This is a genomic window from Enterococcus sp. DIV1375a (assembly GCF_051712205.1).
GTDB lineage: Bacteria > Bacillota > Bacilli > Lactobacillales > Enterococcaceae > Enterococcus > Enterococcus faecalis.
On record NZ_JBIOOM010000001.1, the window covers coordinates 1753695 to 1773973 of the forward strand.

Here is a 20279-nt window from a genome sequence, read left to right on the forward strand (position 1 = left end):
ATTTTTAGATATTTGAATGCGCAGCAAAAAATAATCCATTGTCATTTTAACAATATCCATACTCCCGAATGTATCTTACCAAATGTAGCTGAGCGCATGCTTCCCTTAGAGAGTAGAACATATTACTTATGTTTTTTATGTATACTGCTCCACAAATACCATAATGCTAGTGGTATTTACGGAGCAGTCGAAATAATCGAAGAGTTAATTTTAGAAAAAGAAATAAAATTCAAAGAGCCAACAAATTATCTATTTGTTGGCAAAACGGGCAAACCAATTCAAGTGAATTCATTTAATGCCTCTCTAAAGAAAGCTAATGAAAGGCTAGGTAAAAATAAACAAAACTATATCAAGCCATATTTTTAGATATTCACATATTTCATTACTTGCAGAATTAAATGTACCCGCTAAAACAATAATGGAACGTGTAGGCCACGTTGACACGGACACAACTTTAAAAATTTATACTCATGTAACAAAAAAAGTTAAAACAAATCTTATAGAAGTTCTAAATAAATATGGCAAGTAATATTGCCCCTTTTTAATTCAAAACAAATAAAAAAAGGCTTAAAGCCTTTGGTATCAACTATAATTCAGACACATGGCGGCACTTGCTTAGTGCTGCTTCCTTCCGGATCTGACACAATTCACTAGCCCGCCATTGTCCTAGCCTTTCGGCAAAACCTAGTATAACGTATTTTTATTCTTTTGACTAGTCTTTCTTTTGATTTTTTAAAAGTTTCTCTTCTTTTTTCTTTGCCCGTAACTTTTTAAAGAACTGAACTAGCAATAAGCGACACTCTTCTTCTAAAACGCCTGCTTCGACATAGGCCACATGATTGAAGCGTTCATCTTCTAATAAATTCATCAAAGTCCCAGCAGTGCCTGCTTTAGGATCAGTTGCGCCATAATAAACTTCTGGAATTCGTGCTAAAAGCATCGCCCCACTACACATTGGACAAGGCTCTAAAGTTACAAATAATTGGGTTTCTTCTAGACGCCAATTTTCTATCCCGCGACACGCTTCTTGGATTGCATACATTTCTGCATGCGCCGTTGCTTCTTGCCGTGCTTCTCTCAGATTATGCCCGCGGCCAATAATTTCCCCTTGCCGAACAATTACAGCTCCAATAGGCACCTCAGCCAAACCTTCTGCTTTTTTCGCTTCTGCAATGGCTTCTCGCATAAAAATTTCTTTTTCTTCTTGTGTTAACGTTGTTTCTTTTTTTCCCAATTAATTTCCACCTTTCGGCTTTTTCCCACTAAACTTCTGTCTTGCTTCATGGTACAATAAATCAGTGAGGTGTGTCTATGATTATTGAAAATTTATCTCAGCTTTATCCCAAAGGCTATTTATCAAAAACAATTGGTTCCGAAGCCACCTATTCAATTCCTGTTGACGACCAATTTTTCATTGTGAATAAAGCTTTCTTAAGTATTAAAGAACAGCATTTGTTGGAAGCGCTTTTCCCGATTTCTGAAAACCCAACCATTACTGGTAACCATCCTTGGTTCAGTTACTTATTTCAACAGGCAAAATTACCTGCCGAAGGGACCTTTCGTATGTTGCAAATTCAGACGAATGTCACAAAAGAATTACAAGCTGAATGGCAATTTAATTTAACAAAGATGTTTCCAGATACAGTTGATTGTTTCAGTCCAAGTAATAATATGTATATTTTAGTTGAAGAACAGTCAAAAAATACCTTTCAACAAGAAGAAATTCAAGGGATCTTTTTAACATTAGATACAGACTTTGATTGCACTAGCGCTGTATTTGTTGGCAATTTTTATTCCTCTGAAGACATTCTCCGGCGTTGTTTCCATGAAGAACAACGTATTTTTTCAGAAGAACTTAATTCCTCTAGTCGGACGACTGTTTTTAGTTTAACCGATGTCGCCCTCCACTATTTTACCAAAGAAGCCATGAGCCAAAATGTACTTGTTGAGTATTATCGTCGTTTATTAAATAAAGACACCGATATTCAGCCAATCATCAGCGCTTTGTGGAAAAATCAAGGCAATATTAGCTCCACTGCAAAAGATTTATTTATGCATCGAAATACTTTACACTATCGTTTGGAAAAGTTTTTTGAACAAACTGGCTTATCTTTAAAAAAAATGGATGATTTAATCTTTTGTTATTTGTTATTAAGAAAGTAGTACATCCGTTTTTTACTCGTATGTTTTTTATTCCCAATTAGAAAGTAGGCGTTCCAATGAAAATTACCGCATATGTCGCTAGTGCGTTTAGTAAAAACCACGAAGGTGGCAACAAAGCAGGCGTTGTTTTTATGACACAGCCCTTAACGAGAACCCAAAAAATGGCCATCGCTAAAGAACTAGGATTTGCAGAAACTGCTTTTATTTCAGACTCAAAGGTTGCTGATTTCCGACTTGAATATTTTACACCAAAAGAAGAAGTCGACTTATGTGGCCACGCGACAATTGGCGCTTTCACCATCATGAAGCACTTAAATAAATTATTGCAAACAGCATATACAATCGAAACGAACAGCGGTTTGCTCGCAATCACGGCGAACGATGAACAACTATTTATGGAACAAACTGTCCCAACTTTTTATGATACGCTCACTTTAGAAGAATTGAGCGGCTGCTTTGATTTAAACGCAGTGGCAACTGCTTTTCCTATCCAGATTGTGTCAACGAGTCTAAAAGATATTTTGGTTCCCATTAAAAATGCGCAATTATTACAGGATTTACAACCAAACTTTGAAAAAATTAAGTTACTTAGTCAAAAGTACGGAGTTATCGGGATGCATCTTTTTGCTTTGTCTGAAGAAAATATCATTTGTAGGAATTTTGCGCCCCTTTATGACATCGATGAAGAAGCCGCCACTGGTACATCAAACGGTGCGTTAGCTTGTTATCTGTACCATCACCAAATTTTACAAAAAACCAATTACACCTTTGCCCAAGGTTATACCTTAAACGCTCCTTCAGAAGTCTTAGTGCGTTTGAACACTACATCCCAAAAGACAATTGATCAAGTTCTAGTTGGTGGCAGAGGCTATTATGTTGAAACAAAAGAATTATTTTTATAAAAAAAAGATGGCCTAGGCCATCTTTTTTACTTCATTGCATCTTCAATAAATGTGAAAAAGCGTTCTTTTAAAGAATCTGTATTGTCTTTAACTTTTTCGCCATATTCAGCTAATTTTGAACCGCCATCTTTCACACGATCAACAACATTTAAAACAGAATCTAATTCATCATCGGATAAATCATCGACAATCGATAATAATTTTTGGTTTCCATCAAATTTATCGTCTACAAACTTTTTAACTTTATAACGATTGGAAACATGAGATACCTTCTTAATAATTTTTTCAGAAGCGATGACTGCAACAGAGACACTTGCAACTGCAGCAATGCTTAAACCGATACCAATTTTTGTTGATGCTTTCATTTCCTTCAGCTCCTCTGTTATTTTCTACTTTAATCATAACATATTATTACTTTTATGCGTAATAGAAAGACCTTTACTAGCACTTAGTCTCGTCGGTTATTGCCACCAAATAAAATAACCAAACGTAAAAGTTGTAAAAAGGTCGAAAGCGCCGCTGCTACGTAGGTAAGTGCAGCTGCAAAAAGAACTTTTCTGGCCATAGGGACTTCTTCTTCTGTTAATAACCCACCTTCAGAAAGAATACTTAATGCACGTCTAGACGCATTAAACTCCACCGGTAAGGTCACCAATTGAAAAATCAAGGCTAATGAAAAAGCCAAAATTCCAATGTTGATTAACGTTTGATTCCAACTAAATAATACACCAATCAAAATTAGTGGAAAGGAGATGGTTGAGCCAATGTTGGCAACTGGAACAATGGCTGCACGAAGACGTAAAGGCACATAGTTCGTATGATCTTGTACCGCATGTCCGCATTCATGAGCCGCCACGCCAATAGCCGCGACCGATGTCGATTGAGCAGTGGCTTCGGATAAGCTCAACATTTTGTTTCCAGAATTATAATTGTCGGTTAAATCACCCGCAATTTGCTGAACTCCAACATCATTAATTTGTTCTTTTTGTAAAATATATTGTGCTGCCTGCGTGCCTGTAACATGTTTACTGCTTCGTACTTGATCATATTTACGAAAGGTACTGTTAACATATGCGGAGGCCGCACCAGAAATCGCAATTCCAATAATTACCAATATATAGGTTGGATCGATTCCAAAATAAAAGGGCATCATTGTCCTCTACCTCCATCTTTTTTTCTTTATTGTAGCATGATAGTGAAAAAAAGGGAGCGACAAACGTTGTCTTTTGTTTAAAAAAATGATGAATTTTTCAAGAAAGTACCAAAACTAACAAAATTGTCACTCAATTAACGGAAAAAAATATGGCGAATTTCCTAAAAAAAAGGCATACTATTCCTTGAGGTGAGGAAAATGAAAACATTACTAAAAATATTAATTCCCATAGTCATTTTAGCCGGTGGTAGCTGGGGCGTTTATAATTACTATTACGGTGGAGAAGCCTATTATACACAAATCACAACATCTGGTGAAAAGAAAGATGAAAAAACAAATTCTGGTGAAGCAATGACCATTTATTACTATCAACAATCTGCGTTTAATAAAAACGGTGAAGAAAAAACCGTGGAATTAAACGAATCCCGTGATCAACCTTTGCGTATGAAAGCCTATCTAAAATTGAAAGTTAATCCCCGTAAAGGCGTGATCAGCTGGAATGAAGTGACAGAAAAAGAAGTCCCTGAAAAAGCTTTAGAAAAATTAAAATAAAGAAAAAACCGTTGGCAAGCGACCAACGGTTTTTTCTTTATAATTGATTACTAATTTTTTCGATATTTTTTAGCATGATGGACACTGTACCATCTGGATTATTAACAAATTCAATTAAATCGCCATTGCGGTAAACATCTAACGGAACAATTAATTCAATACCGTTATCCATTTTTAACTTTTGTTTGCCAAATTTCTTTTCAGAAATTTCGCGAGATTCTCTGACTGGCGGTGTTTTATCGACAAACTTCGACTCATTCACTTCTTCTTGGTAAGCTAATTTAGCTGATACATTTTCTTTAAACACTTGCTCAGCAATCTGCTCATTGTCAATCGTTCCCGTTTCCTCAATGCTATCATATACCGCTTCTTTTACAGAAGCCATTAGTTCAAACTCATCTTCGTTAAATTTCTTTCCAATGCGTTTGACTGCTTTTTTAATTTCTTTGATATTTTCTTCCATGGAAGGTGCCGCTTGCGTCTCAATCACTTTTTCAGAGAAATACCAGATTTTTTCTTCTGAAAATTCATATCTTTTCTCTAGTAATTCAAACGCTAATGTATCTAAGTCAACCGTAATCCCTTCATCTGGTTTTTGTGATTTTGAAGACAAAATTGCTCGGTTGATAATCAGTTTGTTATAAACGGATTCTTCTTCATAGTCGACGTAATGCGTGTAACTTTCTTTATAGTTTAATTTAATCATTGCGACATGTAACACCGTATCTAATTCATATAAAATGAACAAAATATCAGCACTAGGCGCATCTTCGCTTCCTGAATAAACATCATACCAATGTTGGGTAACTTCTTGGCTTTTCTTCACAAAATCACTAGGAATCCCACGTAAGGAGTCAACAAAGGAACTATTTTCCGCCAATGTTCCAGTCTTTGTTTTTGCAGTCGAAAGTTTTGAAATTTTTGCAGTTAAATACGTTCGAATATACTCAGTGGTTAAATCTAGTTCCTTTTCAGAGAAAACCGGCGTCCCAGTTTCTCGATCAATAATGTGTAAAATTGCTTTTTTTAAATAAATATCCATTTTTACGCTCTCCTTTTCTCAACCTTTTTAGTCTAACTGAAAGAGAGAAAAAAGCCAATAGTTTCTATAAAAAGAAGAAGAATTCGTAGACAAATGTCTACGAATTCTTCTTAACTTCAAAAAGCGATTACCCTTCTTCGCTGTATAACATCCCTGTTGCTTCATCAACTGGATCGACTTTATTAAAGATGCCTTTCTTTCTGAAAATATAAGTTAAGCCCATTGGTACGATAATCGCAATCACCATTGCGACTAAAAACGGCAAGTAATATTGTGGCACAATAGATAAAATTCCTGGCAAGCCACCGACGCCGATACTTGTCGCACGAACGCCCATTAAAGTGACAAACATTCCGGCCATTGCCGAACCAATCATGCCCGCAACAAATGGATAAACATATTTTAAGTTGATCCCAAACATCGCTGGTTCAGTCACACCTAGGTAACAAGAAATCATCGCTGGAATCGAAACTTGTTCTTCTTTTTTGTTTCCACGATGCATAAAGATAACTGCTAAAACCGCTGAACCTTGTGCAATATTTGATAGAGCAATCATTGGCCATAAGTTGGTTGACTGAAAGTCAGCAATCAACTGTAAATCAATCGCATTACTCATATGATGCAACCCAGTGATGACTAATGGTGCGTACATAAAGCCAAAGACGGCGCCAAATAACCAATTAAATGTTGACGTTAATCCTGCATTTACGATATCAGAAACCCAACTACCAATCGTCCAACCGATTGGTCCTAAAATGACATGTGCAGCCAATACTGTTGGTACTAAAGCAAACAATGGGACAAAAATCATTGAAATTGCTTGAGGAATCACTTTTCTAAAGAAAATTTCAAGATAGGCAAGCAAGAAGCCGGCTAACATAGCTGGGATAACTTGCGCTTGATAACCAATCATGTTAACTTGAGCAAACCCAAAATCCCAGAAAGGAATTTCTGCTGCTTTAGTCGTCGCAACTGAATAAGCATTCAGAAGTTGTGGTGAGACTAATGTAATCCCTAGGACAATCCCCAAAATTTGTGTGGTTCCCATTTTCTTCGTAATACTCCACGTAATCCCAACTGGCAAGAAGTGGAAAATTGCTTCGCCGATTAACCATAAGAATGAATTGACTCCATTCCAAAATTGAGAAACTTCCACGATTGTTTGACCATCAAGAAAGCCAAATGGAACCCCTTCCAAAATATTGCGGAACCCTAAAATCAATCCCCCGATAACAAGCGCAGGAATCAATGGTGTAAAAATCTCAGCTAAAACAGAAACAACTCGTTGAACAGGACTCAAATTACTTTTGGCAGCTGCTTTCCCTTCTTCTTTTGAAACCCCTTCTAAACCGGAAATTGCAGAAAAATCATTATAAAATTGTGGGACTTCATTCCCAATAATTACTTGAAACTGTCCAGCATTGGTAAAGGTTCCTTTTACAGAAGGAATATCTTCAATCACAGGTACATCCGCTTTTTTTGGATCTTTTAATACAAAACGCATTCGAGTTGCACAATGAGAAACAGCTGAAATATTTTCTTTGCCTCCTACTGCTTTCAACAACTGTTGTGCATCGCTTTGAAACTTACCCATTTTACATTCTCCTCTCAAACTTGTATATACAATTAAGTTGTATATACATCATACTCGATTATTCTTTTTTTGGCAAGCGCTTTCTTTCGAAAAAATAATTTTATTTTTTTACAAATCCCTTGTCTTTTCTTAAAGAGTCAAACAGAACGCTTTTTTAGCTGCTTCTTTATTGCTATACTACAGAGGGAAAAAACGAAAAGGAGTATGAAAAATGTTTTTTAAAGAAATTCATCATGTGGCAATCAATGCCTCAAATTATCAAGCAACTAAAAATTTTTATGTCGAAAAGTTGGGCTTTGAAGTTCTTCGCGAAAATCATCGTCCCGAAAAAAACGATATTAAATTAGATTTAAAATTAGGCAGCCAAGAATTGGAAATTTTCATTTCTGATCAATTTCCCGCTCGCCCCTCTTATCCTGAAGCTTTAGGATTACGTCATTTAGCTTTTAAAGTTGAACATATTGAAGAAGTGATTGCTTTTTTAAATGAGCAAGGAATTGAAACAGAACCGCTACGAGTAGATGATTTTACGGGTGAAAAAATGACCTTCTTTTTTGATCCAGATGGACTACCTTTAGAACTTCATGAATAATAAATAAAGGAGAGAAACAAAATGAAAGATACCTTTCGCTTAGAAAACCAGACGATTTATTTTGGTACAGAACGGGCAATTTCAGCCAGCCCTCAAACGATTTGGCGCTACCTCACTGAGACAGACAAGCTAAAACAATGGTTTCCAGAATTAGAGATTGGTGAATTAGGTGTTAACGGGTTTTGGCGGTTTATTCTGCCCGATTTTGAAGAAACAATGCCTTTCACTGATTATGCAGAGGAAAAATATCTGGGCGTGACTTGGGATACTGGTATCATCTATTTTGACTTAAAAGAACAAGCACCTCATCAGACCCTGTTAGTCTTTTCAGAATCTCTCCCAGAAAATTTTACAACACCTCGCCATAAAGATATCGCTGGTTGGTCAATTGTTCTCAACCGCTTGAAGCAAGTAGTTGAAACCCCTGATGCAGCACCAGAAAAAATAGATTTTCCGCAAATAGAAAATCATTACTTGGAAAAATTAACGAATTTAGAAAATTAAAAAGTGTGGCACAACGGGTAAATAACCCTTTGTGCCACACTTTTTAAAAACGTAAGATACGCTGATAAACAAATAAACCTAAATCAATTAAGCAAACAACAAAAATTGCCAATAATACAAAAGAGACCCGCAACTCTGCAGCGTACATCCCTCGTAAACTAATTGTTGCCAAACATAACCCAAAAATCGTTGCCATTGTCACTTGTAACACGGTTCCTGGTTTTAGGGCATAAACAAAAATGCCAATCAAACTAGAAACAACGAGGTGTGTCAGTGGCAATTGAAGCCAATTGACAACAAACAGACTAAGGAAACATCCTAAAAGAGTCCCCCAAAAACGTGTCTTAATACGCGTGTTCATTTCTGCTTTCACTGGATGCAAGAGTAGAAAAACATTCATCGGAATCCAAATTATTTTAATGCCTCCTACACTCCACATTAAAATAAAACTCAGCGTAATGGTGAAACTCATACGAATAGCTAAACGAAATCGTTGCACACTTTCGTCAGGACTTTCTAAAAATTGTTTGAAACTTGTGATCCCAAAAAAAGTCTGTTGTAAGTCGTGCCAGAAATTAATAACCGCCAATTTTTGTTGTTTCATATTTAATTGAATGCTTTTAAAAAAGCGAACATGGCCTCTACTCTTTAAGCTGGTTAGCTGACTTAATCCTGTTTGCCACCAAGCGTTTAATGTTAAAGCCAATAAAAAAAGACCAATTAAAAAGGCCACAACTTGAGATTGCATCAAAAATGTATTTCCTTTAACCTGGATTAACTGACAAAACGTAAACATCATCAAATAACTATGATACCGCATCGGTGTCGCAGATGAATAAAATAAATAAACAATTAAAAATGTCACACTACTATTTAAAATAATAGACCAGCTAAAGGAACTACTGGCTATAAATGCTAAAAAACTGATCACAAATTGCCTGATACTCATTTTGAGCAGCGCTACAAACGAATAATCTTTTTTATAGTTAATTTTAAACATAATAGTAAATACAGGCACCATAATTAAATAGCTTGGGGAAAATAAAAAATCCAATGTATAAAAACTAACCAAAAAAAAGGAGATGACTGGGAAAATGGCCCAAACATACGCAAAAAATTGCTGACTTTTTGTACTAAGAAAATAAATAACAATCACTCCAATATCGATTCCTTATCCATTGTAACATGCTTGTCAATTCCCTTTCCAAATTGAATATACCAATTCGTTAAAAATAAATAAAAAAGCAAATAAATACGCTTTCATTTCTCGTTTTTTGTGCTATAATCAGCCTATATGATATATCATTTAAAACAAAGGAGCTACTTTCATGAATATTCAAGCGATTGATACGCGACACGGAACTGCCAACCAACATAGTTTTTCAAATGGGAATTGTCTACCCTATACTGGCGTGCCATTTGGGATGAATTTTTACGCCCCGCAAACAACTGACCAAAAAGGCAGCTGGTGGTTTCATCCAGAAGATCGAACATTTCAAGGCTATCGAGTAACGCATCAACCAAGTCCTTGGATGGGTGATTTTAGCCATTTATTAATGACCCCTGTCAGTGGTTCATTGTCGGAACTTTCTTTATTCCATGCCCAAAGTTCTTATCGTCCAGAAGAAAGCCTTTTTTCTCCTGTCGAAATTAACTTAACTCAATTACGCTATCAAATAACTTCTCAATTAATCCCAAGCATGTATGGTGGTATCTTAACCATTGATTATCAACAAAAAGATAATCACTTACTGCTAACTCTGCCTGGACGTTATCAAGTAAAACAATTAGATGACCATCAAGTGGCTGTAAAAGTCATCAACTATTCTGGTTGTGAAGATCCAGATTTTAGTTTTTATTTTGTGCTTCATTTTGAACAGCCTTTAACCAAATGGTTTGCCCCTTCTTCAGGTGAAGATGGCAAAATCCTTCTTTCTTTTGGAAATATTGCTCAACAAGTTGTTCATTTTAGTAGTTCATTTATTTCTGAAAAACAAGCGCAGTTAAATTTAGCGCGAGAAATCTCTTTGCGTTCTACTGAGATGCTGCAACAAGGAATCGCAGATTGGCATAATTATTTCGATCGCCTTAAAGTAACGCATGAAAATCCTGAACATACTAAAACGTTTTATCATACACTGTATCGAACATTCCTATTTCCGCAAACCTTTTATGAATTGGACGAAAATCAGCAGCCGATTCATTATGATACGTTCTCGCAAACGGTTCGTCCTGGTGTACTATATACCAATAATGGCTTTTGGGATACTTATAAAACGGTCTACCCATTGTTCTCACTAATTGCTCAAGAAAAATACGAAGAGATGCTAGAAGGCTTTTTAAATAGTTACAACGAAACAGGTTTCTTGCCAAAATGGTTATCTCCAGATGAGCGTGGTTTAATGCCCGGCACCTTGATTGACGCTGTCATTGCTGATGCCGCCGTGAAAAAGATTCGTCCTGACTTGATGTCTCAGTTCCTAGAAGCGATGAAAAAAGGCGCCACACAACAAAGCGAACGAGAAAATTATGGACGTCAAGGAACTCTGGATTATCTAAAATATGGCTATGTTCCTTCAACCTATCATGAATCTGTCAATCATACCTTAGACTATGCGTACAGCGATTTCTGTATTTCGCAAGTTGCAAAAACACTGAATGATTCAGAGACCGCAACGTTTTATCGTCAACAAGCCTTGAATTATCAACAACTTTTTAATCCTGAAACTGGCTTTATGCAAGCAAAGGATACTGAAGGCAATTTCCGTCCTGACTTTTTAGATATTCGTTGGGGCAAAGATTACGCCGAAGGAAGTGCTTGGCAATCAAGTTTTGCGGTTTATCAAGATTTTGCAGGTTTGATTAAGCTATATGGTAGCGAGTTAGCTTTCGAAAAAAAATTAATTCAGCTCTGCAATCAAGCGCCTAACTTTAACGTTGAAGGCTATGGTTTTGAAATTCATGAAATGAGTGAAATGGCGGCAATTGATTTTGGTCAATTAGCCATCTCAAATCAACCAAGTTTCCATTATCCGTTTCTATTCAGCTACATCGGCAAACCAGAGATGGCTCAACCACTTTTAAAACAACTAATGCAAACATTTGATGCTTCACCAACTGGCTATCCAGGTGATGAAGACAATGGTAGCATGTCTGCTTGGTATATTTTTAATAGCTTAGGCTTTTATCCCGTCACACCAGGAACTGGTGAATATGTAATCGGGATGCCTTTAGTCCAGACGGCGGAAGTAAAACTGTCAAATGGTAAACAATTAACCATTCAGACATCACCAAACAAAGTCCAACAACAATTTATTCATGAAATTCAGTTAAACCAAGAAAAACATACTACGCCTTATTTTACTCATCAAGAACTATTAAACGGCGGGACTTTAGATTATCAATTAGGGATTGTCCCGAATCCACAAAACACAGCAGAACGACCGTTTTCATTAAGTACAGAAAAATAATAAAAAGAAAGATGTTCATAAAAATTGAACATCTTTCTTTTTATTCTTCGACACCTGCGTAATTTGATTGGTATTGCTCTCGAAATTCTTTTGGGGTAATTCCATTTAATTTTTTAAACATTTTTGAAAAATAGTTGGTATTGTTAAATCCTACTTTTTCTGAAATTTCGTTGATTGTATCATCCGTGTACAATAATAATTTCTGGGCATGCTTGGTACGCACTTGATTCAAATATTGAGAAAAACTCCGCTTGGTTTCTTTTTTGAAAATTTGGCCTAAATAACTAGGATTCAAATGAAGCTCATCCGCCACCGTTTTTAAGTTTAATTCTTCTAAATAGCCTTGTTCAATTCTTTCTACAGCTTGGCTAACACTTTCTGAATATTTTTTTATTTTAGGTTTATTTTTCACTTCTGCCAAGACTTGCTGCATTAACGCATACAGTGTATTAAGATTGTTGCTAGCTCGAATTTCTTCCACGATTTTTTCATAGTTTTCTTCTAACACAGTTGGATACTGACGGGAAATATCTGAAAAAAGTAAGAAGACTACATAGCGTACATATTCTGGCGTAGCGTGTTGTTGACTTAACTGATTGAAAATGGCATCTAATTCCCGTTGAATGGTCTGCATATCCCCAATCATCAAGGCTTGGTTAAACGCTAGAAAAGTAAAATCTTCTGCCGAACGATTCATTTGTTCTTTTTGATTATTTGGCAGAAATTCTTGATAGAACGTTTCAATTGCTTGCAACTGTTTTACTTTCTCATAACTTTCATAAACCGTTTCCCATTCATTGACAGATTCCCCTACAAAAATCTGACCTTGACCAGCTAGAATCGCTTCAATTTCACGAATAAATAAGAACGCTTCTTGTCTAGCCCCTTTATAGATAAGTAACAATTGGTGGTACGTACTCATCCAACTTTCAATGAATAACAGTTGACCTTTTTTCATAAATAGTTCCTTGATTGTTTCTAAAAATGGCATCTCAGCTTCAACCAATAAAACGGTAAAATCACCTGGTTTTATAGTCGTAAATTGCTGCATTAACTCTTCGTATTCCCCTTCGCTGATTTCATCATTAAGCCAACGCATCAAGCCATTTTCTAAATATAGACGCACGCGAGCATGGGATTTTTTTTGTTGGTCCAATTCTGTTTTGATTCTTTGGATATTGGCTAATAGTTCTTGCTTATTGACTGGTTTCAAAAGATAATCTTGGACCTGCAAAGCCATGCCTTTTTTGACGTAATCAAACTCTTGATAACCTGATAAAATTAAACTAATAAATTGATGTCCTTTTTTCTTTGCTTGCTCAATTAATTCGATCCCACTCATTTCCGGCATCGTAATATCTGTTAATAAAACATCAATGGATTCTGTTTCTAAAAAAGCCAATGCTTCTTGCGCACTACGCGCTGTTTTAACAATTTCAAAGCCTAACTCTTGCCAAGGAATAATCCATTTTAAGCCTTCTAAAATCATATATTCATCATCAACAAACATCACTCGATACATCTTTTCACCCCTTATGCTACAAACGAAAGACGAATTGTCGTCCCTTCTCCTTCTTTCCCTTCAATGGTTAAACCATAACTCTCCCCAAAAAAGCGTTGTAAACGTTCATGAACATTTCTTAATCCAATGGATTGTTCCGTTTCTATTTCTGTTTGATTTAAACGTTCGCGAATTTCCTCTAACCGATTGGCGGTAATTCCTTTTCCATTATCCACAACAGCCACAATAATTTTTTCGCCTTCTCGGTAGGCGTGGACCTTGATAGCATTGTCTTGTCGTTGATAGTCAATTCCATGCACAAAATAATTTTCGACAAGCGGCTGAATGATGAACTTAGGAATTTCAACATCAGCAATTGTTTCTTCTATTTCGAACTTATAGGCAAATTGGTCGGGATAACGCATTTGATACAAATACACATATTTTTCGCAAAATGAGATTTCCTCTGCCAAGGTCGTGGTTTTTTCTTGGTTAATATTATTCCTAAGTAACGTTGAAAAAGCATAGACAACATCAGCTAGTTCTTCTTGTTGCCGACTCAAGGCATACATACGAATATATTCCAACGTATTATAAAGAAAATGAGGATTAATTTGCGACTGTAACGCTCTCATGTGAGCATCGCGTTGCTTAATTTCTAAAGTATAAATATCGTGAATGTATTGATCTAAACTGTCTACCATAAAATTAATCGCGGAAGCAATATCATTCAACTCTTCCTGAACTTGATTCGTGTCAATTCGTTCTTTTAAATTGCCATCGCCAATGGCTCGTGTCGCTTCTAAAATTAATTGGACTTGTTGAGAATAGCGTTTAAACAGGCGGTTTAAGCCCACTAATAAAATAACAATCAAAAGTAACCCAATCCCTAAAATGGCCGCATAATTCATAAACAATTGCTGAAATAAGACTCGGCGGCTTGTTAATAAGAGAATGGTACTCCGGCCACTGCTTTCTATTTCCGTAATATCGTAGCGATTATGAAAAACCTGTTGAATGTCACTATCGGTGTGCATTCTTTTATCTAGTTGCCGCTCTTCTTCTTTGGTAAATTGTGCTTTTTCAGAAAAAATTTGATTTCCAGCACTATCATAGATAAACGCATTAATACCTGATTTTTTCAATAAGTCTGCTTGGTTGCCTAGCAATTCTTGACTTGAAAACACAGTGTACAATTCTCCCAGTGGTTGTCCTGTATAAGGATCGGAGATAATTCGCATTAGTTGAAAGCCATGTTTTTTAATTGATGACATATCCATTTTTTTCCCATTTGTAGCTGTGCGATTGGCGAACAAAACCTGATCAAATTCATCTAAGCGAATAATCACTTCTTCTAAGTCAGGAAAGGTGCTAAATAATGTACTTAAATTATTTCCAAAGTGGGTACTGACCCGATCTTCCGACCATTGACTGTAAGTATAGTCAAAATACTCAGGAGGAGAAAGTTCCATATATTTTCGCATGTTTTCAATTTTACTTGCAGAGCCAGCTAATTCATTAATCATATTTGTCGCCGCATTATTTTTATTCGTTACATAGCTGTCAATTTGGGAAATGGCATTATTTTTTTGTGAATCAATTGATAAGTTAATTGTATAAGTAACATAAACGCACAAAGCAGCCACCGTTAACAAAATAATACTTGTTAACAGTAGACTGTATTTTTGTACTAATCGATTTAATAAATATTTTTTTTTAAACAGTTTTTTGAAGATTCGCTTCATTTTGTTCCAACTTTCCATCAATAAACTGGCGATTTTTACGCGTGACATAGGCACACCACATCATAATTAAGGCAAACGAAGCAAATAGTAGCAGTCCTTTCATTTTCCAAGTTAAAGCAACGATACTAATTACACCGAATAAGACTTTAAAAAATACACCGAGGTTTAAAAAGATACTGATAAATGAAAGCTTCATTAAATCAATAGTTGAGATAAAATAGCTTCCTTCATATAGTAGCATATAAATGTAAAAAATAACGAGTATTAGGGAAACAAAAAATAAAATAAATGTAATAATTAACCACATTATTCCGGTAAATTGAACGGCTAAATAAATATTATAAAAAACAAATCCTAAAGTGAAGAGAAAAAGTAAAAAATAACAGTTACTTCTTTTAAAATGTGCTTTCCATGATTCAAATGCTCGTTTAACGGTGATTGCTTGATAATTCATGCCCTCTTCCAAAATGAAATCAGTCATCATTTGGAGTGCTGGACCAACACCAAAAATAATCCCTCCAGCTAAACTAAATAAAACAAACAGTAAATTTAGTTTGATTACTGTCCAGGAAAGGTAAAACAACCGCTGAATCCCTGTACTTTCCATCTTCCTCTTCCTTTCTATTATGTAAAAGGCTGAGCCAAAAGCGCTCAACTAATGCCTCAGCCTCCTGTGATTATTTTTGAGATTGGATATATTCGTCTAATTGTGTTTGCATTTCTTTTTGAACTTTATCCCAGCCAGCTGTTTTTAGGTCATCCATTAATTTTGGAAGTGTTTCTTCTGGATCAACAGTTCCTGTATTTAAGCTTGCTGCGTAACGGTTCATAACTGTAGCAACGTTAGTGATTTCAGTTTTCACTTTATCATTTACAAAAGTAAAACCAAGAATTGGTGAATCTTTTGCTTCTTCGATGCTCTTATCACGTTCTTTAACCATGTCTTCAGTGACAGATTCTTCTGGCCAAATGATTAAGTTGTTTCCTGTGTTCCAAGCACTCAAATGAGTTGTTGGTGTGTAATCTTTCAATAATTTCACACGATCATCGCCAACTTTTTCATATTGTTTGCCTTCTTCACCATAAACAAGTCCGTTTAGCAATTCTGGATTGCTGTTTAATAAACCTAGCAATTCAACAGCTTTTTCTTTGTTTTTAGACGTATTTGCAACAACATAGTTAGCCATTTGCGCTTGTGCTGTTGTTTTTAATGGTTCTGTTAGTGGACGAGAAACAAGTGGTTTGCCAGCAGCTTGTGTTAAGATTGTATCACCATAATCCATAGGACCTTGTGTTTCTTGACGCATGAACCAAGTATTGGTATTTAAGTCATATGGTGTTGTACTTGTAGCAGCATCTGTTGGAATCAAGCCATCTTTATACCATTGATGTAAGACTTTTAAGTTATTAATCATGTCTTTGTCGGCATATTGGTTAATAATTTTTGGTGAACCAGTATCAGTTGTTTTTACTGCAAATGGATATTGGTTACCAATAGGGAAGTCATAATTACCTGTTGCAAAAAATGTTTGGCCGATAGCAAAAGCAGCAATATTTGGTTCTTTTTTATGGAATTCTTTTAGAACTTCCGTTGCACTTTCATAACTACCATCGACTTTACTAATATCTAAATTGTATTTATCGACATATTCTTTATTAAAAGTTAAAACTTGTTGACCGTAAGAGTTACCTAAAATTGGGAACGCATACAGTTTTCCATTGATCGTATTTCCTTTAATATAGTTATCTGGCAATTGATCATAGGCTTCTTTTGCATATTTAGGTGCTAAATCAGTTAAATCAGCATAGGCGCCTTTTTGTGCATTCGTTGCATAATTTTGTGCTAATGAAATATCATAGCTTTCACCAGAAGCAACAATTGTTGACATTTTTTGGTCCCAATCGCCCCAACCAACAAATTCCATTTTTAATTTTGCCCCAATTTTTTTCTCGATAATTTTATTCGCATTATCGATTAATTGGTCATAATTATCTGGTTTGTCCCCAACACGATACATTAATAACGTTGGTGTACTATCATCACCTTTTGACGCTGCATCTTTTGAAGATTTACCGCACGCGCTTAGTCCTACAGCTAAAGCTGCTGCGCCAGCTACGGCTAATCCTTTTTGCCATTTTTTCATTCCTTATTTCCTCCTGTACAATTTTATTCTTTCACGCCGCCGATTGTTAAACCACCCACGAAATATTTTTGGAAGAATGGGTAAGTTAACGCAATTGGTAACGTAGATAAGACAACAATCGCCATTCGAGCCGATTCACTTGGTAGAACGCCTAACCCTTCTTGTGCTGCTGCACCCATATCCGTACTTCTTGATAAGAACTCTAAGTTGTTTTGAATTTTCATCAATAAATACTGTAATGGTACCAAGGTATCTTTTTGAATGTAAAGTAATGCATTGAACCAATCGTTCCAATAACCCAAAGCCGCAAATAAACTAATTGTGGCAATCCCTGGAACTGCTAGTGGTAGCACAATGCTGACAAAAATGCGCATTTCACTTGCGCCATCAATACGTGCCGATTCAATAATACTGTCAGGCACGGTTTTCTTGAAAAACGTTCGCATCACTAAAATATTAAATGGTCCTAAAGCTAAAGGCAAAATTAACGCCCAAATTGTATCTTTCAATTGCAATAAGTTTGTCATTACTAAATAGTTCGCAACCATCCCTGGTGAAAATAACATTGTAATTAAAGCAAACAATGTAAAGAATTTTTTAAATGGAAAGTTGGAACGAGAAATGACATAGGCATATAATGACGTCATTGTTGCATTGACAATCGTCCCTGTCACCGTAATGAAGACCGTTACCCCTAAGGCATGAATAATGCGTTGACTCATTGCCCCTTGGAAAATGTAACGATAGGCCTCCAATGAAAATTCTTTTGGCCAAAACCGGTAGCCGTTTGCTGCTAATGATCCTTCACTTGTCAATGAAATCATAATAACAAAGAAAAACGGAACCACACAGGAAATAGCAAAAATAGCAATGACAATATTGAAAATCAAATTCGCTGTCGGGTTGAAGGATCGAACGTTAACGCTAGTGACTTTTTTCTTTTTCATAATCCTTCCTCCTAAAATAGTGCTGAATCTGGTTCAATTCGACGAACAACTAAATTCGCAATTAATAATAAACATGCCCCAACGACAGATTGATATAACGCTGCAGCTGCCGTCATGCCTACATCACCAGTAGCCGTTAAGCCATTGTAAATATAGGTATCTAACACACTTGTCACGTTGTAAAGCGCACCTGAATTTCTTGGTACGATGTAGAACAAACCAAAGTCTGCTCTGAAGATACCGCCGATGTTTAAAATTAATAAAACAGACATCATTGGTAAAATTTGTGGAATCGTAACATTTTTTATTTGTTGCCATTTGTTGGCACCATCTACCATCGCTGCTTCATAGTATGTCGGATCAATCCCCATCACAGAAGCATAGTAGATAATACTGTTGTATCCTAGACTCTTCCAAACATTTAGGAAGACAAAAATTACTGGCCACCAACGTGGATCTGCATACCAGTTAATCATTGTGCCGCCATTACCAGTAATCCATTGATTCAAAATCCCTTTATCTGGACTTAAAAAGGCATAAACAAAATAGTTAATAACCATCCAAGATAAGAAATATGGTAGCAATGACATCGTGTGATAAACTTTAACCAAGCGACGATTTCTTAATTCACTCATAATAATAGCAAAAGCAATCGCGAAGAATAAGTTAAAGGCTAAAAAGACGACATTGTACAAAATGGTATTTCTAGTAATTAACCAAGCATCTTTTGACGCAAATAAAAATTTAAAGTTTTCAAAACCAACCCAAGGACTTTCTCTTAGACTAGCTAAGAAACCATCTGGTGAAATATGAAAATCTTTAAATGCGACCACATTGGCTAAGACTGGTATATAGAAGAAAAATATAAACCAGATAAATCCTGGTAACGCCATAAGAATTAAGGCCTTATAACGCCATACATTTTGAAAAAACCCGTTTTTCTTCTTCATTCATTTCGCTCCTTTCATAAATATAATAGCGTTTTCATAATATCTTTTTAAGGAACAAATTATAGGATTTGAGAAACAAATTATAGATTTTGTATCATTTTAAGGTAAAAATTTACCGAATTGACCGTTCTTTGTGAAAACGTTTATCTGATATTTTTTAATAACTATTTAAGAACTTAAAAAATAATTGGATAAATCTCACTCATAAAGCGGTTTCGCTAGTGCGTATTTGTTGTATAAAAGCTGAGAACTTGTTATTTTCACAAAGGATATTATCTAATTATTTTTGAGAAGGACTATTTTTGAATTTTATCCGTAAAAACACTAGAGCAATTAGTTTAATTGTGGTATATTTTTTCACAGTTTTAATGCAAGCTGGTTCTTTATTATTATTAGCTATTTCACTGTTATTTGATAATAATTTAGTAGAATCATCTTTTGCAAATCTCGTAACAGGTTTAACTATTACTGCTATTGTGGGAATAGTTTTATTTTGGAAAGAAATCGTTGCTGGGTTCGACTATTTTAAAGAAGAGACTCTTTGGCGTATTTTTAGCATTTTCTTATGGGTGGGGCTGATTTTTTTAGTCGATGTTATTATTCAAAAAATCATGAGTAATAATCCAATTGCTAATCAACAAGATGTTCTCTCATTTGGTGCACAAGTCCCATTGCTTGTTACTCTATTTTTCTTAGCAATCGTGGGGCCAATTGCTGAAGAACTAGTTTTTCGGCAAGTATTAATGAATTGTTTATCGGAAACAATTGGTATAGCCAGTGCGACTATAATTTCAATTTTTTTATTCACCTTTATGCACACACAACAGCCCCTTGATTTTCTCATTTATCTGCCAGGAGCTATTTTATTATCTGCAGCTTACTTAAAATCAAATCGTTCACTTGTATTTGTTATGGCTATTCATATTGTTAATAATATGTTGGGTTTCTTGTTATAAATCAAAAAGAGTTGGCGACATAGGTCATTTTGACTTATGTTGCCAACTCTTAAATTTTCAGCTA

Annotated in this window: 20 protein-coding genes and 1 other RNA gene; 8 read left to right on the forward strand and 13 right to left on the reverse strand. The window is 35.6% G+C overall.

Going from position 1 to position 20279, the window contains the following annotated elements; all coding sequences use genetic code 11:
- The first annotated feature begins 376 nt into the window (after positions 1–376).
- Complete coding sequence (locus IGJ63_RS08605) at positions 377–529, forward strand: hypothetical protein (protein WP_229202735.1); 153 nt, start codon at positions 377–379, stop codon at positions 527–529.
- A gap of 49 nt (positions 530–578) precedes the next feature.
- Here IGJ63_RS08605 and ffs read toward each other — a convergent pair.
- Together ffs and tadA are read right to left on the reverse strand one after the other, a co-directional pair.
- An RNA gene (gene ffs, locus IGJ63_RS08610) (signal recognition particle sRNA small type) lies at positions 579–675 on the reverse strand.
- A gap of 37 nt (positions 676–712) precedes the next feature.
- A complete protein-coding gene (gene tadA, locus IGJ63_RS08615; protein ID WP_002369024.1) occupies positions 713–1234 on the reverse strand; it encodes a tRNA adenosine(34) deaminase TadA in 522 nt (173 codons plus the stop codon).
- A gap of 77 nt (positions 1235–1311) precedes the next feature.
- Here tadA and IGJ63_RS08620 point away from each other — a divergent pair, with 77 nt between their 5' ends.
- Both IGJ63_RS08620 and IGJ63_RS08625 read left to right on the forward strand, forming a co-directional pair.
- The gene (locus IGJ63_RS08620) at positions 1312–2163 is read left to right on the forward strand and encodes a PucR family transcriptional regulator (protein WP_002383772.1); all 852 of its coding nucleotides are present in this window, start codon (positions 1312–1314) and stop codon (positions 2161–2163) included.
- A gap of 56 nt (positions 2164–2219) precedes the next feature.
- A complete protein-coding gene (locus IGJ63_RS08625) occupies positions 2220–3065 on the forward strand; it encodes a PhzF family phenazine biosynthesis protein (protein WP_438746290.1) in 846 nt (281 codons plus the stop codon).
- A gap of 26 nt (positions 3066–3091) precedes the next feature.
- On the opposite strand, the gene IGJ63_RS08630 is transcribed toward IGJ63_RS08625, so the two are convergent.
- Positions 3092–3430, reverse strand: coding sequence for a hypothetical protein (locus IGJ63_RS08630; protein ID WP_002356871.1), 339 nt, complete (start codon positions 3428–3430; stop codon positions 3092–3094).
- Between the two features lie 83 nt (positions 3431–3513).
- On the reverse strand, positions 3514–4218 hold the full coding sequence (locus IGJ63_RS08635) for a zinc metallopeptidase (protein ID WP_002384290.1): 705 nt from the start codon (positions 4216–4218) through the stop codon (positions 3514–3516).
- 198 nt (positions 4219–4416) lie between these two features.
- Here IGJ63_RS08635 and IGJ63_RS08640 point away from each other — a divergent pair, with 198 nt between their 5' ends.
- Complete coding sequence (locus IGJ63_RS08640) at positions 4417–4770, forward strand: YxeA family protein (protein WP_010822997.1); 354 nt, start codon at positions 4417–4419, stop codon at positions 4768–4770.
- 37 nt (positions 4771–4807) lie between these two features.
- Here IGJ63_RS08640 and IGJ63_RS08645 read toward each other — a convergent pair whose 3' ends face one another.
- Both IGJ63_RS08645 and treP read right to left on the reverse strand, forming a co-directional pair.
- Positions 4808–5812, reverse strand: coding sequence for a nucleoid-associated protein (locus IGJ63_RS08645; protein ID WP_101732289.1), 1005 nt, complete (start codon positions 5810–5812; stop codon positions 4808–4810).
- Positions 5813–5939: 127 nt separating this feature from the next.
- A complete protein-coding gene (treP, locus tag IGJ63_RS08650; protein WP_101732288.1) occupies positions 5940–7406 on the reverse strand; it encodes a PTS system trehalose-specific EIIBC component in 1467 nt (488 codons plus the stop codon).
- Between the two features lie 211 nt (positions 7407–7617).
- On the opposite strand from treP, the gene gloA2 reads away from it, so the two are divergent.
- Both gloA2 and IGJ63_RS08660 read left to right on the forward strand, forming a co-directional pair.
- Entirely contained in the window at positions 7618–7998 is a 381-nt protein-coding gene (gene gloA2, locus IGJ63_RS08655; protein WP_002356864.1) for an SMU1112c/YaeR family gloxylase I-like metalloprotein, read from the forward strand.
- 21 nt (positions 7999–8019) lie between these two features.
- On the forward strand, positions 8020–8502 hold the full coding sequence (locus IGJ63_RS08660; RefSeq protein WP_002356863.1) for an SRPBCC family protein: 483 nt from the start codon (positions 8020–8022) through the stop codon (positions 8500–8502).
- 43 nt (positions 8503–8545) lie between these two features.
- Here IGJ63_RS08660 and IGJ63_RS08665 read toward each other — a convergent pair whose 3' ends face one another.
- Complete coding sequence (locus IGJ63_RS08665) at positions 8546–9658, reverse strand: FUSC family protein (RefSeq protein ID WP_101732286.1); 1113 nt, start codon at positions 9656–9658, stop codon at positions 8546–8548.
- A 172-nt stretch (positions 9659–9830) separates the two neighbouring features.
- Here IGJ63_RS08665 and IGJ63_RS08670 point away from each other — a divergent pair, with 172 nt between their 5' ends.
- Positions 9831–11972, forward strand: coding sequence for a GH92 family glycosyl hydrolase (locus IGJ63_RS08670; RefSeq protein WP_101732285.1), 2142 nt, complete (start codon positions 9831–9833; stop codon positions 11970–11972).
- A 40-nt stretch (positions 11973–12012) separates the two neighbouring features.
- Here the strand turns inward: IGJ63_RS08670 and IGJ63_RS08675 are convergent, their stop codons facing one another.
- The 6 genes from IGJ63_RS08675 to IGJ63_RS08700 all read right to left on the reverse strand — a co-directional run bounded on the left by IGJ63_RS08675 (position 12013) and on the right by IGJ63_RS08700 (position 19259).
- Positions 12013–13494: a response regulator transcription factor gene (locus IGJ63_RS08675; RefSeq protein WP_002356858.1), complete on the reverse strand. Its 1482-nt coding sequence runs from the start codon at positions 13492–13494 to the stop codon at positions 12013–12015.
- A gap of 11 nt (positions 13495–13505) precedes the next feature.
- Positions 13506–15236 (reverse strand): sensor histidine kinase, encoded by a 1731-nt coding sequence (locus IGJ63_RS08680; RefSeq protein ID WP_002425984.1) that lies wholly within the window; start codon positions 15234–15236, stop codon positions 13506–13508.
- Entirely contained in the window at positions 15190–15825 is a 636-nt protein-coding gene (locus IGJ63_RS08685; protein WP_002362905.1) for a YesL family protein, read from the reverse strand. The genes IGJ63_RS08680 and IGJ63_RS08685 overlap by 47 nt, the downstream gene beginning before the upstream one ends.
- Before the next feature lie 70 nt (positions 15826–15895).
- Positions 15896–17362, reverse strand: a complete 1467-nt coding sequence (locus IGJ63_RS08690; RefSeq protein ID WP_002369012.1) for an ABC transporter substrate-binding protein — start codon at positions 17360–17362, stop codon at positions 15896–15898.
- Between the two features lie 23 nt (positions 17363–17385).
- A complete protein-coding gene (locus IGJ63_RS08695; RefSeq protein WP_002359877.1) occupies positions 17386–18309 on the reverse strand; it encodes a carbohydrate ABC transporter permease in 924 nt (307 codons plus the stop codon).
- A gap of 11 nt (positions 18310–18320) precedes the next feature.
- A complete protein-coding gene (locus IGJ63_RS08700) occupies positions 18321–19259 on the reverse strand; it encodes an ABC transporter permease (RefSeq protein WP_002389270.1) in 939 nt (312 codons plus the stop codon).
- 368 nt (positions 19260–19627) lie between these two features.
- Between IGJ63_RS08700 and IGJ63_RS08705 the strand changes: the two genes are divergently transcribed.
- The gene (locus tag IGJ63_RS08705; RefSeq protein ID WP_002419528.1) at positions 19628–20215 is read left to right on the forward strand and encodes a CPBP family intramembrane glutamic endopeptidase; all 588 of its coding nucleotides are present in this window, start codon (positions 19628–19630) and stop codon (positions 20213–20215) included.
- Positions 20216–20279 lie beyond the last annotated feature (64 nt).

Excerpts from the sequence above, each read along its gene's own strand:
- IGJ63_RS08640 (WP_010822997.1), top strand. The coding sequence starts at position 4,417 with ATGAAAACATTACTAAAAATATTAATTCCCATAGTCATTTTAGCCGGT.
- IGJ63_RS08675 (WP_002356858.1), bottom strand. The coding sequence starts at position 13,494 with ATGTATCGAGTGATGTTTGTTGATGATGAATATATGATTTTAGAAGGC.
- gloA2 (WP_002356864.1), top strand. The coding sequence starts at position 7,618 with ATGTTTTTTAAAGAAATTCATCATGTGGCAATCAATGCCTCAAATTAT.
- IGJ63_RS08625 (WP_438746290.1), top strand. The coding sequence starts at position 2,220 with ATGAAAATTACCGCATATGTCGCTAGTGCGTTTAGTAAAAACCACGAA.
- IGJ63_RS08635 (WP_002384290.1), bottom strand. The coding sequence starts at position 4,218 with ATGATGCCCTTTTATTTTGGAATCGATCCAACCTATATATTGGTAATT.
- IGJ63_RS08705 (WP_002419528.1), top strand. The coding sequence starts at position 19,628 with ATGCAAGCTGGTTCTTTATTATTATTAGCTATTTCACTGTTATTTGAT.
- IGJ63_RS08645 (WP_101732289.1), bottom strand. The coding sequence starts at position 5,812 with ATGGATATTTATTTAAAAAAAGCAATTTTACACATTATTGATCGAGAA.
- IGJ63_RS08660 (WP_002356863.1), top strand. The coding sequence starts at position 8,020 with ATGAAAGATACCTTTCGCTTAGAAAACCAGACGATTTATTTTGGTACA.
- treP (WP_101732288.1), bottom strand. The coding sequence starts at position 7,406 with ATGGGTAAGTTTCAAAGCGATGCACAACAGTTGTTGAAAGCAGTAGGA.
- IGJ63_RS08680 (WP_002425984.1), bottom strand. The coding sequence starts at position 15,236 with ATGGAAAGTTGGAACAAAATGAAGCGAATCTTCAAAAAACTGTTTAAA.
- IGJ63_RS08695 (WP_002359877.1), bottom strand. The coding sequence starts at position 18,309 with ATGAAAAAGAAAAAAGTCACTAGCGTTAACGTTCGATCCTTCAACCCG.
- IGJ63_RS08685 (WP_002362905.1), bottom strand. The coding sequence starts at position 15,825 with ATGGAAAGTACAGGGATTCAGCGGTTGTTTTACCTTTCCTGGACAGTA.
- IGJ63_RS08620 (WP_002383772.1), top strand. The coding sequence starts at position 1,312 with ATGATTATTGAAAATTTATCTCAGCTTTATCCCAAAGGCTATTTATCA.
- IGJ63_RS08690 (WP_002369012.1), bottom strand. The coding sequence starts at position 17,362 with ATGAAAAAATGGCAAAAAGGATTAGCCGTAGCTGGCGCAGCAGCTTTA.
- IGJ63_RS08630 (WP_002356871.1), bottom strand. The coding sequence starts at position 3,430 with ATGAAAGCATCAACAAAAATTGGTATCGGTTTAAGCATTGCTGCAGTT.
- IGJ63_RS08700 (WP_002389270.1), bottom strand. The coding sequence starts at position 19,259 with ATGAAGAAGAAAAACGGGTTTTTTCAAAATGTATGGCGTTATAAGGCC.
- IGJ63_RS08670 (WP_101732285.1), top strand. The coding sequence starts at position 9,831 with ATGAATATTCAAGCGATTGATACGCGACACGGAACTGCCAACCAACAT.